General features: G+C 47.6%; 13 protein-coding genes, 1 tRNA gene and 1 CRISPR repeat array. Of the genes, 6 read left to right on the forward strand and 8 right to left on the reverse strand.

All coding sequences use genetic code 11. The features are described from left to right. Positions 1-16 precede the first annotated feature (16 nt). Positions 17-92: transfer RNA gene (locus CTN_RS00400), tRNA-Thr, on the reverse strand. A 168-nt stretch (positions 93-260) separates the two neighbouring features. After that, positions 261-562: a CRISPR direct-repeat array (repeat unit 30 nt; unit sequence GTTTCCATACCTCAAAGGAAGTATTGAAAC). A gap of 618 nt (positions 563-1,180) precedes the next feature. Here CTN_RS00400 and proC point away from each other — a divergent pair. Together proC and CTN_RS00410 are read left to right on the forward strand one after the other, a co-directional pair. Next, positions 1,181-1,948, forward strand: coding sequence for a pyrroline-5-carboxylate reductase (gene proC / locus CTN_RS00405; protein ID WP_012644973.1), 768 nt, complete (start codon positions 1,181-1,183; stop codon positions 1,946-1,948). After that, positions 1,949-2,488 carry a GNAT family N-acetyltransferase gene (locus tag CTN_RS00410; protein ID WP_012644974.1) on the forward strand — a complete coding sequence of 180 codons (540 nt, stop codon included), beginning with the start codon at positions 1,949-1,951 and terminating at the stop codon, positions 2,486-2,488. It begins immediately after the preceding gene. On the opposite strand, the gene CTN_RS00415 is transcribed toward CTN_RS00410, so the two are convergent. From CTN_RS00415 to CTN_RS00440, 6 genes are all read right to left on the reverse strand, one after another. After that, complete coding sequence (locus tag CTN_RS00415) at positions 2,485-6,588, reverse strand: PolC-type DNA polymerase III (protein ID WP_012644975.1); 4,104 nt, start codon at positions 6,586-6,588, stop codon at positions 2,485-2,487. The two genes, CTN_RS00410 and CTN_RS00415, sit on opposite strands and share 4 nt — an antisense overlap. Beyond that, a complete protein-coding gene (gene ruvC, locus CTN_RS00420) occupies positions 6,575-7,072 on the reverse strand; it encodes a crossover junction endodeoxyribonuclease RuvC (RefSeq protein WP_038066281.1) in 498 nt (165 codons plus the stop codon). The genes CTN_RS00415 and ruvC overlap by 14 nt, the downstream gene beginning before the upstream one ends. A gap of 81 nt (positions 7,073-7,153) precedes the next feature. After that, entirely contained in the window at positions 7,154-8,161 is a 1,008-nt protein-coding gene (gene queA, locus CTN_RS00425) for a tRNA preQ1(34) S-adenosylmethionine ribosyltransferase-isomerase QueA (RefSeq protein ID WP_038066286.1), read from the reverse strand. A gap of 10 nt (positions 8,162-8,171) precedes the next feature. Next, positions 8,172-9,608: an apolipoprotein N-acyltransferase gene (lnt, locus tag CTN_RS00430; protein WP_041437364.1), complete on the reverse strand. Its 1,437-nt coding sequence runs from the start codon at positions 9,606-9,608 to the stop codon at positions 8,172-8,174. After that, positions 9,601-10,752 carry a DegT/DnrJ/EryC1/StrS family aminotransferase gene (locus tag CTN_RS00435; RefSeq protein WP_038066311.1) on the reverse strand — a complete coding sequence of 384 codons (1,152 nt, stop codon included), beginning with the start codon at positions 10,750-10,752 and terminating at the stop codon, positions 9,601-9,603. The genes lnt and CTN_RS00435 overlap by 8 nt, the downstream gene beginning before the upstream one ends. 96 nt (positions 10,753-10,848) lie before the next feature. After that, on the reverse strand, positions 10,849-12,231 hold the full coding sequence (locus tag CTN_RS00440; protein WP_012644980.1) for a DegQ family serine endoprotease: 1,383 nt from the start codon (positions 12,229-12,231) through the stop codon (positions 10,849-10,851). Between the two features lie 115 nt (positions 12,232-12,346). On the opposite strand from CTN_RS00440, the gene ftsY reads away from it, so the two are divergent. Genes ftsY through CTN_RS00460 form a run of 4 tightly spaced genes read left to right on the forward strand, consistent with a single transcriptional unit; the run spans position 12,347 to position 15,939 of the window. After that, complete coding sequence (ftsY, locus tag CTN_RS00445) at positions 12,347-13,231, forward strand: signal recognition particle-docking protein FtsY (protein ID WP_012644981.1); 885 nt, start codon at positions 12,347-12,349, stop codon at positions 13,229-13,231. Continuing rightward, positions 13,228-13,881 (forward strand): DUF2225 domain-containing protein, encoded by a 654-nt coding sequence (locus CTN_RS00450; RefSeq protein ID WP_012644982.1) that lies wholly within the window; start codon positions 13,228-13,230, stop codon positions 13,879-13,881. Before ftsY ends, CTN_RS00450 begins: the two co-directional genes overlap by 4 nt. Next, positions 13,857-15,521, forward strand: coding sequence for a peptidoglycan DD-metalloendopeptidase family protein (locus CTN_RS00455; protein WP_012644983.1), 1,665 nt, complete (start codon positions 13,857-13,859; stop codon positions 15,519-15,521). The genes CTN_RS00450 and CTN_RS00455 overlap by 25 nt, the downstream gene beginning before the upstream one ends. Before the next feature lie 10 nt (positions 15,522-15,531). Continuing rightward, positions 15,532-15,939 carry an Rrf2 family transcriptional regulator gene (locus CTN_RS00460; protein WP_231555936.1) on the forward strand — a complete coding sequence of 136 codons (408 nt, stop codon included), beginning with the start codon at positions 15,532-15,534 and terminating at the stop codon, positions 15,937-15,939. Positions 15,940-15,957: 18 nt separating this feature from the next. On the opposite strand, the gene CTN_RS00465 is transcribed toward CTN_RS00460, so the two are convergent. Next, on the reverse strand, positions 15,958-16,152 hold the full coding sequence (locus CTN_RS00465) for a hypothetical protein (protein WP_012644985.1): 195 nt from the start codon (positions 16,150-16,152) through the stop codon (positions 15,958-15,960).

Raw genomic sequence — 16,152 nt, forward strand, 5'->3', positions numbered from 1 at the left:
CCTCTATGAAAAGAAATGGAGCCAGCGGTGGGACTCGAACCCACAACCTGCGCATTACGAATGCGCCGCTCTGCCGGTTGAGCTACGCTGGCCTCCCTCTAGTTTCTATTTTACCAGCAGGTGGGAGAATTTCAAGACCGGTTGGTAAAAGATTCCCCAGTGAGAGTATGGGGAGATAATGAATGTTTTTCAAAAGGGTTATACCTCTAAGGAAGTATTGAAACCGAAATCGTGGTTTACTTCCAGAATGCCGGTGGATTGTTTCCATACCTCAAAGGAAGTATTGAAACGTGCTGTAATAGGATTTTTCCTCAGAAAGAAACTTTTTGGTTTCCATACCTCAAAGGAAGTATTGAAACCAAAAGAGACTTTCCCCAACCACTCTCCAAACCAGAAGTTTCCATACCTCTAAGGAAGGATTGAAACTTGGAAACTTGGGAAGGAGGAGTCTTGTTTGGTTTAGTTTCCATACCTCTAAGGAAGGATTGAAACCAAGAACGAATCGATGCCGTATTCGTTCCGTGTCAGAACGGTTTCCATACCTCTAAGGAAGGATTGAAACCGTTGGATTTCAAAGAAATTATACCACAAGGCATTTCAAAAAGCAAGAGTACATGAGAACATACAGAGGGTGTTTCATCACAGGTGATTCTAACACACAGAAAGATTCAGTCAAGTACTGTTTGGAAAAATGGAATAATTGCATAGTCAATGAAAAGCCTAAAGAAAGACAAAATCAAAAGATAAATTATCCTAACCTAGGTCAGGGCATTTTGGAGTGTTTCAAGGGAAAACCGTCTAGTTCCTGTTTTCACAAGTTTGTTCAAAAAGGTCCCCCTTAAAAGGTTAGAGACTAAGTGTGTGGTTTCTTTATTCATGATAGATACATAAACACAGATGAAGACATATTCTCATATCATGTTTCACATTCTCGCTCATTATTCCATTTTCCATGCATACATCACCTCTCTCAAACCCGCATGAATTTTTTCGTTACCGGTAATTGCATACTCTGTATCACACATCCAATGCCAGTTACAATCACCACCCACCTTGTGAATAAATGGAACTTACCGTATTTTAGTGAATAAAACTGTATTACCTTCTATTTACTAATTTTCTTCTAACAACAAGGAACGAAATTGTATAATATTCACAAACCAATGTCGGAGGGAAGAGTATGAAGGTATCCGTTATCGGTGTTGGAAACATGGGGTCTATCTTTGCAGAGAAACTGTCTGAGAAGGCAGAAAAGGTGCTTCTTGTTGAAAAAGTGCCGGAAAAACTTGCTCGTTTCAAAAGAGAACCATTCGAGATAGTCGATATCGAAACGGCAAAACTTTCTGACTACATCGTACTTGCTGTGAAACCACAGGACGCCTCAAGCATCCTGGAGAAACTGAAAGGATACAGCGGTGTTCTCATATCCATAGTTGCCGGGTTGAAGATATCAACGATAGAAGAATACGGCATCCTGAAGGTGGCGCGTGTCATGCCAAATGTCGGTGTGAGGGTGAAAGAAGGTGTTCTTGCCGTCAGTTACAGTGAAAAAGTCCGTTCCGAAGAAAAAGAAGGTGTGAAATCACTTCTTGAAAGCCTCGGTCTTGTTGTGGAAATAGAGGAGAAACACTTTCCTGCGATAACTGCCCTCACAGGAAGTGGACCGGCCTTTGTCTTTGTAATGACAGAGGCTTTCCTCGATGCCGCATTGAAGATGGGGCTTTCCTTTGAGGTGGCCAGGGATCTTGTGTACAAACTCTTTGAAGGCTCTGCAAGACTTCTTTTTGAGACAAAAGAACATCCTGCCGTCTGGAAACACAGGGTCACCTCACCGGCAGGAACCACCATCGAAGGGATAGTTGCAATGGAAAAATCTGCCGTGAGAGGTGGGATCATAGAATCTCTACTTGCATCTCATAGAAAAGCTCTAGAACTGGAGGGAAAATGAGTGTTTCCAAAAAGGGTTCTACTCAAAGACGGATCCTCTCTCATGATACGTGAAGCAAACATCTGGGACGCAAAAAGGATCGTTGAATACATGAAAGAGGTCACCTCTGAGACGGACTTTCTCATAACAAGGCCGGATGAGGTGTACGACGTTTCTACCGAGAGAAGTTACATAAAAATGTACAGAAACGATCCCAGAAAACTCATGCTCTTAGGGGAGATCAACAGAGAGATCGTTTCCATGCTGACCTTCACGGGATTTGGTAGAAAAAGAACAAGGCACGTTGGTGAACTCGGAATAAGCGTCAAAAGAAGGTACTGGGGCCTTGGTATAGGAACGGCAATGATGACATGCGCTATCGAATGGGCAAAGGAGAACGGTTTCAAGAGGATTCAGCTGGAGGTTTTGAAATCAAACGAAAGAGCGATAGGCCTCTACAGAAAACTCGGTTTCGAGGTGGAAGGTGTGAAGAAAAAAGCCGTCAGAAAAGACGACGGCTCCTATGAAGATGTACTCATCATGGCACTTCTTTTCGATTAAAAGAGCGTGAACTGTTCCGTTTCTGGAAGGTCTCTCAGAACCCCCAGACTCTTCATCAGTTCGACGTGGTTTTTGTTCACCTTCGTCCTTCGAACGAGGTCCTCTATTGAGGTGAACGGTTTCTCTTCACGTGCCCGAACGATAGATTCTGCAACGCTGTCACCAAGCCCTGGAAGTTTGTTGAAGGGGATTCTGAGGGCGTTTCCTTCTATCAGAAACTTCTTTGCATCCGACTTGAATATATCCGGTGGAAGGAACGAAAATCCCCTCAGTATCATCTCCAGGGCAACTTCCAGAACACTCTCTTCGTTTTTCTTCTGAGCATCCTTTCCTGTCATCATCTTCAGTTCCCTGAGACGCGCTTTGATGGCCTCTTTGCCCTTCAACACAAGGGTGGGATCGAACTGATCACCCTTTATCGTGAAGTACGCCGCGTAGAACTGAAGCGGATAGTGAACCTTGAAATAGGCGATCCTGAAAGCCATGCTCACGTACGCCACAGCGTGGGCTTTGGGGAAGAGGTACTTTATTCTTTTACACGACTCTATGAACCACTCCGGTGTTTTCAGCCTTCTCATCTCTTTTTCCATCTCTTCTGTGATGCCCTTTCCCTTTCTCACGCTCTCCATGATCTTGAACGCAAGAGATGGTTCCATTCCCTTGTGGATGAGAAAGTTCATGATGTCGTCCCTACAGGATATCACCTCGGAGAGTTTGGCATAGCCCAGGTTTATCCAGTCTCTCGCGTTGTTCAGCCACACATCCGTCCCGTGCGAAAGTCCAGAAATCCTCACGAGTTCTGCAAAGCTCTTTGGCCTCGTTTCAACAAGCATTCCTCTCACAAATTCCGTTCCAAACTCTGGAATGCCGTACGTTCCCACATCGCTTCCCAGTTCCACGGGATCCACACCAAGAGGCTTCACCGAACTGAATATGGCGAGGGTATCGGGGTCATCCATGGGAACGCTCATGGGATCGATCCCGGTGAGATCTTTGAGCATCTTGATGAAGGTGGGATCGTCGTGACCGAGTGCATCTATCTTCACAAGGTCGTCGTGTATCGTTTCGTAGGCAAAGTGCGTGGTGAACACTCCCGCTTCTCTGTCGTTTGCAGGATACTGTATCGGAGTGAAATCGTAGACTTCTTTGTCTTTCGGTATGATCATGAGACCGCCGGGGTGCTGTCCTGTTGTTCTCTTCACGCCGGTGATCATAGAGACGAGTCTTTCCATCTCTGCCCTTCTCAGTTTTTTGCCCGTTTTTTCTTCGTAACTTTTCACGTAACCAACGGCGCTCTTTTCCGCTATGGTGTTTATCGTTCCCGCTCTGTAGACATGGTCCTTGCCGAAGAGTTCTTCAACAAACCGATGTGCCTGATCCTGATACTCACCTGAGAAGTTCAAGTCTATATCGGGTACTTTGTCTCCTTCAAATCCCATGAACGTTTCGAAGGGTATATCGTGTCCATCTTTTTTCAGTGGAGTTCCACACTTCGGGCAGCTTTTGTCTGGAAGGTCGTAGCCTGCACCGTACCTGTCGTCTTCCACTATCTCGAAGTATTTGCACCTGGGGCAGCGATAGTGAGGAGGAAGCGGATTCACCTCGGTGATTCCAAGAAGGTGGGCAACCAGTGAAGATCCAACAGAGCCCCTTGAACCAACAACGTAACCATCGCTCATGGATTTCTGAACGAGTTCCTTCGCTATGAGATACAAAACGGCGTAACCGTGGTTTATTATCGCATCGAGTTCCTTTTTTATCCTCTTTTCAACGATCTCGGGAAGCGGGTCCCCGTAGAGTTCGTGTGCCCTTTCCATGGTGAGATTTCTCACGATCTCGTCCGCGTTCTCTATGACGGGTGGATGGAGTTTTTTCTCAAGAGGCTGGACTTCCTCTATCATTTCGGCTATTCTGTTTGGATTTTCTACAACCACTTCCTTTGCTATTTCTTCATCTTCGAATATCTCCATCGCCTTTTCCAGCATTTCTTCCGTTGTTCTGAGATAGAGAGCGGGCTGTCTTTCAAAATTCCTGCTTTGAGGAGCAAGGAGTGCGGAGCGTCCCTTTGCATCCTCTGGATCCAGGAAGTGAACGTCCCCTGTCATGACAACCGGTTTGTTCAATCTCTTTGCGATTCTGTAGAGTTTTCTGTAGACCTCTTTGAGCCTTTCCCTGTCGACCTCTTCGTCCTCTTCTATTACATCCAGGGGCATGATCTCTATGTAATCGTAGAACTTTGCTATCTCTTCGAGTTCAGAGTCACTGGCTCCTTCAAGCGCTGCACGTGCAAGTTCACCTGAGATGCAGGCACTTCCCACGATCAAACCCTCTCGTTTTTCTATCAGTTCGCTCTTCAGAATTCTTGGTACGCTGTGGAAATACTTCGTGTAGGAGTCGGATACCAGCCTGTAGAGGTTTTTCAGGCCTGTTCTGTTCTGAACGAGTATCGTGCAGTGATAGGGTTTCTGCGCGGTGAAATCCACGGAGTCCTTCAGTTTTTCCATCTCGGAGAGCTTAGTGATTCCGATCTTTTTCATCATTTCGATGAATCTGAGGAAGACCTGAGCGGTGACTCTTGCATCGTCCAGTGCCCGGTGGTGTCGGAAAGAACCAAGACCCAGTTTTTTCACAACGGAATCAAGAGAATAACTCTTCAGTCTCAGAAGGGATTTGGCAAGTGCAAGGGTGTCAACGTAGGGTTTTTCCCAATCTTTTCCAAGTACCTTTTTGATCCAGAGCCTCAAAAACCTGTAATCGAAGTTCGCGTTGTGCGCAACCAGGATGGAATCTTCCAGGAACTCAAGGAACTCCGGTAGAACTTCTTCGATGGCCCTTTCTCCTTCGAGCATTTCCTGAGTGATTCCTGTGATCTCAGCACTTTTCCTGGAAATGGTTCCGGACGGTTTTATGAGCGTGTGGTATTCATCGATGATACGTCCTTCTTTTATCTTCACCGCTCCTATTTCAATGATTTCATCCACCTGAGGATCGAGACCGGTTGTTTCAAAATCGAAAACGACGAAGGTGACATCCTCGAACGTTGCATTGCCCGAAAAGTTCTTCAGTATGGGTTCCACATCGCTCACAAGATACGCCTCTATTCCGAATATGGGCTTTATCCCGGCACTCTTTGCTGCGTCGTAGAAATAAGGAATCGCCTGAACGTTTCCGTGGTCTGTGATTGCCACAGCCGGAAATCCCCACTCTTTCGCACGATTGACATATGATTCAATATCCATTATTGCATCAAGATCGCTGAACTTGGTATGGGCATGAAGTTCCACCCTTTTAATGGGAGAGTTGTCCACTCTTTTCTCTTCGGGAAGTTTGGTCACACCCTTCACGTAAAGAACCGGCTCTCCATTTTCCTGAGCCAGATCCCCTGTCACAACAACGACGTCACCTACCGATACTCCCTTTTCTATCTCTTCTATGCCGTTGAAGGCCTTGCAGATGAGAGAGTCTTCACCGTCTGTGAGATAGAGTAGGAGAAGTGTCCTTTTGCCGTCCACTTTTTCCATCTTGAAGACTTTTCCTTTTATGGAGGTTTTCTTGTTGTATTCGAACACCTTCGAGGGGGTGAAGACGATCTTTCTTGGTTTCTGCCCGAACACGTGGTTGCTGTCTTCGACCTTCACTTCTTCACCTTCAGACTTTTTCTCATCTTCTGGCTCTATCTGCGGGAGGATTTTCTTCAGAAGATCATCAGAAGGTTCTATAACTTCCAGCATGATCTCAACACCGGAGGGTAGAATATTATTCAGTTCCCTTCTCATGCTTCTGAGTTTTGATGCGATTCTTTCACGGGCAAAATCTCCCAGGACTTTCAGTACGAGCCTGTTTCCCTCAAGCACGACATCCTTTATGTAGGGAACGTTTCCATTCAGAATGGAAAGGATCTTCTCTTTCAGATCACTACCATCTCTGTGGTATCCGTTCAGCACGACGCGAAACCTCGTCTCCTTCTCCAGAGACCGAACGAGATCTTCAACTTCCTCGGAGTAGTTCTCAACAGATATGGTCACGACGCCGGTACCAGGATCGATCACCAGACTTTTCAGGGTGATGTTTTTCCATCTCAGGTTTTCAATCTTTTCCATGTGTTACCCTCCTCATTCTGCTCTGAAGGGCGTGACACCACGCTATGGCAAGGGCATCCGCAGCATCATCGGGCCTGGGAATCTCGGAAAGTCCAAGAAAACGCTTCACGTTCTCCTGAACCTGTCTTTTGCTCGCTCTTCCGTATCCCGTCAGAGAGATCTTCACTTCGTTTGGAGCGTATTCGAAAACAGGAACGCCCTTTTCCTCCAGGGCAAGAAGAATCACTCCACGTGCTTCTCCAACACCTATGGCGGTGGTAACGTTCTTGACGAAAAACAGCGTTTCCATGGCACACTCATCGGGAGAGAATTTCTCCAGAATCCTCAAAAATTCTTCGTGTATCTGCTTCAATCTTTTCCCCCTGGGAAGATCTTTGGAGGTTTCTATCGCCCCATGGAAGACATGGGATATCCTGTTTCCAGAGATCTCAATGATGCCTATTCCCACTATTCCATACCCGGGATCAACACCGAGGATTCTCAACCGTCCGACCTCCATTATACTGTTCACATATTTTCGGTTTTTATACCATCTGTTTAAGAGAAAGTCGTGTTTTCCAAACCGCTACAGAATCAGCATCGCATCACCGAAAGAGAAGAATCTGTATCTTCTCTTCACAGCCTCCCTGTAGGCTTCCATGATGAAGTCCTTTCCGGCGAACGCCGCAACCAGCATGAGGAGGGTTGATCTGGGAAGATGAAAGTTCGTGATCAGTGCATCGACCATCTTGAACTCGAAAGGAGGGTATATGAAAAGATCCGTCTTTCCCGCGTACTCCTCCTGCTCGGGAAGCCGGGCTATCGTCTCCAGAGTCCTCACGGTTGTGGTCCCAACCGCCACAACCCTCTTTCCTTTCTCTTTTGTTTCTCTGATCTTTCTGACGGCCTCCCTGGGTACCCGGTAGTATTCCTCGTGCATTCTGTGTTTTTCCACTTCTTCTACCTTCACCGGCCTGAAGGTCCCTATTCCAACATGAAGAACGATCTCGGCAAATTCTACTCCCTTCTCTTTCAACTTCTCTATCAACTCAGGTGTGAAATGAAGCCCGGCAGTCGGTGCTGCAACGGACCCGTTTTCTTTTGCATAGACAGTCTGATACCTGTCCAGCGGAACTTCCTTCTTTATGTAGGGAGGAAGCGGGGCTTTTCCTTTTTTGAGGATGAGGTCGTCGTTTTTCGGTCGAAACTCCAGTATCCTTGTTCCATCCTCGCTTCTGTCGAGACAGACTGCCGAAAGATTGTTATCGATCAACAGTTCAGTTCCCTTCTTCACCTTCTGGCCGGGCTTCACAAGACAGCGCCAGATTCCTTCCTCCAGGCGATCAAGAAGGAGTATCTCTATGTGTGCACCTGTTTTCTTCTTTGCGTAAAGGCGAGCAGGTATCACCTTTGAAACGTTCAGAACGAGAAGATCACCAGGTTCCAGATACTCTACTATTTCACGAAAGATACGATGTTCTATCTTTTTTGTCTTTCTGTGAAGAACCATGAGACGCGAGGCGTCACGCGGTTCTACCGGCTCCTGTGCGATGAGCTCTGGCGGAAGTTCGTAATCGAACTCTGAAACCTTCATTATCATCACCTCACAGTTTCGATAGCACCCAGGAAAGACCACTGAGAAGAATCGAGAAGTAGAAGAACCAGTCTCCGAATTTCACGTAGAAAGTTTCTCCCTTTCTCGGTTTCACATGAAACAGTCCCAGAAGCCTTTCTTCAGATGGAAGCACCCTGAGAATTCTACCGTACTCGTCTATCAGCCCGGTGATACCCGTGTTTGCAACCTGAAGAAACTGTCTTCTTGTTTCAGCGGCCCTGAAGACTCCCTGAACAAAGTGGTTGATCAGCGCCACTTTGTAGTGAAACCATCCGTCGTTCGTCACGGTCACAAGGAACTCGCTTCCGTTTTTCACGAAGTTTCGGGACACCTCCGGAAAGTAACTCTCAAAACATATCTGAACGGAAAACGAAGGACTTTCTCTCACTTTGAAGACGGAAAATTCTTCACCGGGTTCATAGTAAGAGAGCCCTCTCAAAAAACTGAAGACACCAAAGACTTTAGGATAAGGAAGTGTTTCGACGAAGGGAAAGAGTTTCACCTTCGAGTAGACTCTTTTGAACTCACCGTTTTCCAGCAGAAAAACACTGTTTCTTCCACTGGCCGGAAAGCCAAGGATGATCGAGTTTTTTCTTGAAATCTCCTTCAAACTGTTCGAAACAGATGAATACCTGACATCTTCCAGGAAAAACGCCTCGGGTGTGATCACAACGTGGTCTTCTTTTCCTTTCAACATATCTTCGAGGATGTTGAGCATGTTCTCGCTCGACGTGAAGTACTTCAAAGAGGTGGAAACGTTGGGCTGAAGAGCCATCACTTCGAACGTTCCACTCTCCGGTAGTGGAAGAAGATGTTCCACCGTGGCGTTGAGGATGTAAACAAGAGCGATCAGCACAAAAATGAAAACAGCCTTTCTTTTCTTCAGAAGTTCGTAGAAGACGGTGTTCAGAAACACTATCAGAAACACAAGACCCAGTGTTCCCGTGACAGAAACAACTTGCAAAAGACCGGTGTGTCTGAACAGGGCCTCGGAGATCCTTCCTCCTGTGAACCCCAGTTCTCCGATCCCACGGATGTACTCAAACATCGTGTAGATGGAAGCAAGATAGAGTGACCTCAGAAGCGTTCCACGCGGTGCAAAGTGGGAAAGGAATCCAAAACCAAAGAACGGAGCAGCCTCTATGACTCCCATCAAAAGATACACCACAACACCGAGCCACGACGGGTACCTTCCAAAAACAAAAGGAAGGTTCTCCGTCAATGTTGGAAGAACCCAGAAGAAGGTAATTAGAATGTGTGTGAAGAAGTAGAGAAACGAAAGGAGTGCCTTCTTCCAGATCCCCACCCGCTCCATGGCGAAGAGAAGAGGGATCAGGGAAAACCAGATCAAAGCCCCGGATAGAAAGCCGGGCATTGAAAGGGCCGTGAGAACCCCAGATAAAACACTGAGAAAAAAACTAGCCAACCCTTTCCACCGCCTCCTCGAGGATTTCCACCACACGCTCCTGTTCTTTCGGGGATATGTTTGTGAAGAAGGGAAGCGCGAGCGTCTTTTTAGATTCTTCTTCCGTTACGGGCAGAAGTCCTCTCATGTTTCCAAACGTCTTCTCGTAAAAGGGCTGAAGATGAACGGGATGGAAGTAATTTCTCACCTGAACACCCTTTTCTTCCATGTATTTCATAACGCGGTCTCTGTCCGGTCCGTTCAGTCTGATCACGTAAACGAACCAGCTCATTCTGGTCACGTATTCTTCGACAACGGGAACCTGAACCCATGGAAGATCCTTCAGCATCTTCGAGTATCTGTCTGCCGCCTCTGAACGCTTTTCCAGTATCCTGTCGATCCTCTCCATCTGCGATAAACCGAGTGCAGCGGACATCTCATCGATCCTGTAGTTGTAGCCAAACCTCACATGATAAAGCCACTTCTCGTCTTCTCCCCTTCCCTGGTTGCTCATGCTCTTTACGAGTGTGAAGATCTGTTCGCTGTCTGTCACAACGACCCCACCTTCTCCGGTGGTGATCTGCTTGTTCGGGTAAAAGGCAAAAGCTCCCGCCACACCGAAGGTTCCCGTTTTCTTTCCTTTGTATTCTGAACCGAGGGCCTCACATGAATCCTCTATCACAGTGATCCCGTACCTGCTGCAAACTTCCAGCACACCGTCCCAGTCGAGGGGATGCCCGAACACATCCACCGCCATGAAGAACCCGGGAACACCTTTTATGTGAACATCTCCCTGTTTGAATCCCTTCAGACACCTTTTGATGGCATCTTCAAGTGTCTCAGAAGAGACGTTCAGTGTTCTTCTGTCCACGTCCACAAAAACGGGAATTGCCTTTTTCATGAGGATGACGTTCACAGAAGCAATGAAAGTGAAGGAGGGAACAAGAACGATGTCTCCTTCTTTCACGTCCAAACTCTCCAGTATGAGATGAAGGGCTGCGGTTCCGCTGCTGACGGGCCAGCCGTACTTTGCTCCTACGTACTGGGCCACGACTTCGCCGAACTTTCTGGTGTGATCTCCCAGGCTCAGTCTGCCACTCTTCAGAACTTCCACGACTTCTTCTATGTCTTCTTCTGTTATATCCGGTCTGGAAAGTGGTATCATCCTTCTCACCTCGTTTCTATGATATCAAAAAAAATCCCCCTCCACTGGAGGGGGAACCACCGCAGGGGGCTTTATTGACATTGAGGGGAGGTTCCTCTATCTCTGATAGATAAAACTCACAAACACCCTCGCACCGTTTCTGTAGATGTACAGAGCCACATAGTCTCCTTTCTTGATTCCTGAAGCGACTCTTTCGAGATCCTCCACTGAATTTATATCATATCTTCTTCCATTTATGTAAACTGCTACGATGATGTCTCCTTTCTGGATTCCGAACTTTCCGCTGCTCTCTCTTACTATGACTCCCCGGATCTCTTCTGGGATCGAATAAGTTTCTCTGTCCGCCGGTGTGATGTTGGCCACCGTGATTCCGAGAACGTCTATCGTTTTTTCTCCTTCTGCTGCCGCGGTTTCCTCTTCAGAGGAAGATCCGAACGTTACCTGAACTTTCATGATCTTTCCTTTCCTCTCTATGGTGAGAGTTGCGGTGTCTCCTGGTTTGTAGGTGTGGATGATGGAAACGAGTTCTTCGTGACTCCTCACATCCTGATCATCGACTTTGAGAATCACGTCACCTTCCTTGAGGCCGGCTTTTTCTGCGGGAGAGCCTTTCTGTACACTCGTTATGAGGGCACCGCTTGTGGTTTCAAGTCCCAGGGCTTTGGCCGTCTCTTCTGTGAGGGTCATGACGGTCACACCGAGGTAGGCTTTCTCAACCTTCTTTTTGGTGAGAATGGTGTCCAGGAACTTCTTCACTGTGTTTATGGGTATGGCGAACCCAAGGTTCACCGCCTCTTGAGGATTGACTATTGCGGTGTTTATTCCGATCACCTCACCGTGGATGTTCAGAAGAGGACCTCCACTGTTTCCGGGGTTTATCGCTGCGTCCGTCTGGATGAGTCCCACGTAATATCCGCTGCCATCGGGCTTTGGTATTTTTCTGTTCGTAGCACTGACCACACCCACGGTCACCGTGTGCTGGAATCCAAGCGGATTTCCTATGGCTATTGCCCACTCACCGATTTTCACCTTGTCCGAATCACCAAACCCAAGGTATGGAAATTTTTTGTCTGTTGCCTTGATCTTTATAACGGCGATGTCGAGTTCTTCGTCACCACCTATGTACTCTGCATCGTACTTGCTTCCATCCAGCAGCGTCACGGTGATGTTGTCGGCCCCACCGACCACGTGGTAGTTGGTGAGGATGTAACCTTCAGGATCGAAGATGAAACCAGATCCAAGGCTGGAAACCTGTCTTTCAAAACCCGGAGGGAGTTCTCCAAACCACTTCCTGAAGAAGTCCTCAAAATAGGGGTCAAAGAAGGAGGTTCTCACCGTTTTCGTCACATCTATCTTCACAACGGCCGGTGCACACGCCTCCACAACCTTCACGATGGGACTTTCGTAGTCGGGATTGACGTATGGAAAGACGCTGGAGAGAACAACCACAGTTAAGATGAGTGCGAGAAATTTCTTCATCCTTGATCCCTCCTTCGGTGAGGTTTCCGGTTTCTTAGACACACATCTTCCCCAGACGGTTCAAAAAACACATGTGGTATTCTTATATTGATGGAAAAATCGGGAGGTAGAAAAGATGGGACTCTTTGACTTTCTGAAAAAGGGTCTTCAGAAAACAAAAGATGCGTTCTTTGGAAAAGTGGTGAGTCTTCTTAAAGGAAAGAAACTCGACGACGAAACCCGCGAAAAACTCGAAGAACTTCTCATTCAGGCAGACGTTGGTATTGAAACAACAGAGTACATTTTGGAAAGGCTCGAGGAGAAAGATGGAAACGCCCTGGAAGCACTGAGAGAAACCCTTCTTGAAATTCTGAACTTCGACACAGCACTGAACGAACCGGACAACCCCCCCTTCGTGATAACCGTGGTCGGTGTGAACGGAACGGGAAAGACCACATCCTGTGGCAAACTCGCAAAGATGTTCGCTGATAGAGGAAAAAGCGTTGTACTGGCAGCCGCCGACACCTTCAGAGCCGCTGCCATAGAACAGCTCAAACTCTGGGGAGATCGCGTCGGCGCCACCGTGATAGCCCATTCAGAAGGTGCAGATCCCGCTGCCGTTGCGTTCGATGCCGTCTCCCACGCTCTTGCCAGAAACAAGGACGTGGTGATAATAGACACCGCTGGAAGGCTTCACACGAAGAAGAACCTCATGGAAGAACTGAGAAAGGTCCACAGGGTGATAAAGAAAAAGATCCCGGAGGCTCCACACGAGGTGCTCCTTGTGATAGACGCCACCACAGGGCAGAACGGACTCGTTCAGGCGAAGGTGTTCAAAGATGCGGTGGACGTCACAGGAATCATTCTGACAAAGCTCGATGGTACCGCAAAGGGTGGAATTGTCCTTGCCATAGCAAAGGAGTTGGGAATTCCCATAAAGTTCGTGGGAGTTGGTGAAAAAGAAGACGACCTGAAACCTTTCGACCCCAACGCGTTCGTGGAGGTGCTCCTTTCCGAATGAGAACCTTCTGGGAAAAAGAGTTCACGTGCCCTTTCTGCGGACACAGGTTCAAAAAAAAGATGGTCTTCTTCGATGCGGTGAAGATCAAATCGAGAGACATCGACCTGAAACCAATCTTTGAGGATGTAAATCCCATGCTCTACGAGGTAGTAACGTGTCCAAACTGCTACTTTTCCGCGTTCGACAGGGATTTTGAAACCATCAAAATAAAAGGTGAGGAAACAGAGAAAAAACTCAAAAAACTGCTCGAAGAGGCCAGAAAGAAGATCAAAATAAAGGACGAAGAAACACCCACAGAAGCGATAAAGCGGTACGCACTGAGCGGAATCGTGTACTCTGTTTTGAATCAGCGGAAGAAAGTGGCAATTTCCTACCTCAAGATCGCCTGGATCTTCAGAGAAATGGGAAAACCAGAAGATGAAAAGCGATACCTTGAGCGTGCTCTGAGGGAATTTGAAAATCACTTCAAATACGACAGTTATGAAGAGTCGGATGAGCCCATGATACTCTTCTACCTCGGAGTGTTGAATCAGATCCTTGGAAACAGGAAAGAAGCTGCAAGGTGGTACGAGCGTCTCCTTGGAAAGCACAGAGATTCCCTGTATGCGAAAGTGGGGAGAGAAAGATGGCAGGACTTAAGAAGATCGTGATCTTCCTTCTGGTACTGGTTCTTCTTGGAGCGTGTGTGCCTTCTGAATGGAGAGAAAAACTGGACAGAGTGGAGGAACAGATCAGGCAGATCAACGCCCATATGGATCTTCTGGAGAAAAAGATCGACGATCTTCAAAAAAGAGTGAACTCCCAGGACGCCTCTCAGGAGGAGATGGAGTCGCTGAAGAGAGAAATGGAGTACCTGAAAAAGGATCTTTCTTCCCTGCAGGAAGAATTCCGCACAAGACTGGATGAGATCGAAGGTAGCTACTACACCATTTCCATGAAACTTCCTGCCGTTGAGAAGGCTGTCTCTGTTCTGTCTGATCTTGAAGATCTGAAGACGAAGGTCTCAGAACTCGAAAGAAAGATGAGCATAGCCACCCTCGGAAGTTCCCCATCCCCTTCTGAAGATCTCAAGCACATCCTCCTTGATCTGGAGGAGAGGGTCTCCCGTCTGGAGAGAAACTCTTCGCGTGTTGACGAAATGGAGAAAAGACTGGAAAGTTCAGAAAAACTTCTCTCCAAGGTGGCTCTGCGCGTGCTGTCACAGAACGAGGCCAGAGAAACGGTCGTGTACACCACAAACGATGAGATCGAAAGCCGCATCGAACAAATAGAGAACAGACTCTCGCAGCTGGAAAACAACCAGAAGAACCTGGAGCAAGTAGTGCAGGAGATGAAAAACATCGATACTTCCCAGTTTGTGAATGTGAATCCGGCATCGTACACCGAGCAGTTGAGGAAGTACCTGGACGAGTTCAGAAGGCTGGTGAGAAGTTACGAGATAGCCAGAATTCTTGGAATCGAAGAGGGATACGTTTTCGTCAGGGTGGAGCGGGGAGACACCCTTGCAAAGATCAGCGATGCCTTCAATCTAGGACCGGACGGAGTGGAGAAGATCATGAAACTCAACGGAATAGAAGACCCCAGAAAGCTCATAGCGGGACAGATCATAAAAGTGCCCGTGACGAATCTTTCTGCGAGTTTCCCGGTGGGAGAAAAGCCCGATCCAAAGATCGTGGTCGCTGGATTCGGCCTGAAATCGGATGGCTCGTTCTCTTCGGGAGTTGTGCTGGAAAGTTCCGGCCAGAAGGTGAAGGCTGCTCTTCCGGGAAGGGTGAAGAGCGTAAAAGATGGAACGGTCGTTGTGTACCATGGAAACGACGTGGAGACCGTGTACAGGAATCTTTCCGTTGTGAGAGTCAACGTCGGTGACTGGGTTGGTGCGGGAGAGACGATCGGATACGGAGGAAGCAACGTGGAGTTCGAACTCTACGTGGAGGGAGAACCGAAGGATCCCATGCTCCTGTTCTTTTCGAACATGGGAGAGTTCGAAATCAGTTTCTACACAGAGTGGGAGGACGGAAAACTTCCTGAACATCCTGCTTTCAGGCTCACAAAATCCGGGAAAATACCGAAGGAGTGGCAAACGGCCGCGGCTGACACGTCTGTCTTCCCCATCGGGTCCGTTCTTTACATTCCTGAACTCAGAGACGCCCCAAACGGTGGTGTTTTCGTCGTGGAAGACATCGGAGGAGTCATAAAGGGAAGAAAGATCGACATATACCTGGACAGCATAAGAGAGGCGCTTCACAACCGAAAGATCGTGTCCAGAGTTTTCGTCTGGAGGGATTGACGTGTTCACGATGCGGAGTGAGTACGCTCTCAGACTCATGATCGTGATGGCAAAGGAGTACGACAGATACCTCTCGATGACGGAGATACTGGAAAAGGCAAAAAACTCCGTTCCCAGAGAGTTCGCAGAGAAAATACTCTACACCCTCAGGAAATCAGGCATCGTGGAAACAAAAAGAGGAAAGACCGGAGGATACAGGCTTGCACGACCGCCAAAGGAGATAAGAGTGTCCGATATCATCTTTCTTCTGGACAGAAAGGCCAGGGTGTTCTTCGACATGCCTGGCTGTCCCGATGAACTGGACTGTGTCATCAGATCTCTCTGGAAGAGGGTGGAAGAAGAAATAGAGAAGGTACTCGGTAGCGTCACCCTGGAAGATCTTGTGAAGGAACAGGAAGAGAAGTTGAAACAAATGTGAGGCCCGCCTCGTGCGGGCTCATTTCACTTTCAAACTGAGTTTCTCTTCGAAGAAGACCTTTTTCCCATCCACCTCGAATTCTCTGATTCCAGTTCTCTGAGCGTATTCTCTCAAAACCTCCTCGATTTCTTTCTTCTCCGCCCTGAGTTCCTTCATGAGGTCCTTTATCTCCACGTACCTTCTCACAAGCTGCTCGATGGTTGGATTCTCCAT

Origin of the sequence: Thermotoga neapolitana DSM 4359 (assembly GCF_000018945.1) — a bacterium.
In the GTDB taxonomy this organism is placed as follows: domain Bacteria; phylum Thermotogota; class Thermotogae; order Thermotogales; family Thermotogaceae; genus Thermotoga; species Thermotoga neapolitana.

Bases quoted from the DNA above. Each gene is read 5' to 3' on its own strand.
- CTN_RS00455 (WP_012644983.1), top strand. From the start codon at position 13,857: ATGGCAGGACTTAAGAAGATCGTGATCTTCCTTCTGGTACTGGTTCTT.
- proC (WP_012644973.1), top strand. From the start codon at position 1,181: ATGAAGGTATCCGTTATCGGTGTTGGAAACATGGGGTCTATCTTTGCA.
- CTN_RS00415 (WP_012644975.1), bottom strand. From the start codon at position 6,588: ATGGAAAAGATTGAAAACCTGAGATGGAAAAACATCACCCTGAAAAGT.
- queA (WP_038066286.1), bottom strand. From the start codon at position 8,161: ATGAAGGTTTCAGAGTTCGATTACGAACTTCCGCCAGAGCTCATCGCA.
- CTN_RS00465 (WP_012644985.1), bottom strand. From the start codon at position 16,152: ATGGAGAATCCAACCATCGAGCAGCTTGTGAGAAGGTACGTGGAGATA.
- CTN_RS00435 (WP_038066311.1), bottom strand. From the start codon at position 10,752: ATGATACCACTTTCCAGACCGGATATAACAGAAGAAGACATAGAAGAA.
- CTN_RS00460 (WP_231555936.1), top strand. From the start codon at position 15,532: ATGCGGAGTGAGTACGCTCTCAGACTCATGATCGTGATGGCAAAGGAG.
- ftsY (WP_012644981.1), top strand. From the start codon at position 12,347: ATGGGACTCTTTGACTTTCTGAAAAAGGGTCTTCAGAAAACAAAAGAT.
- CTN_RS00440 (WP_012644980.1), bottom strand. From the start codon at position 12,231: ATGAAGAAATTTCTCGCACTCATCTTAACTGTGGTTGTTCTCTCCAGC.
- CTN_RS00450 (WP_012644982.1), top strand. From the start codon at position 13,228: ATGAGAACCTTCTGGGAAAAAGAGTTCACGTGCCCTTTCTGCGGACAC.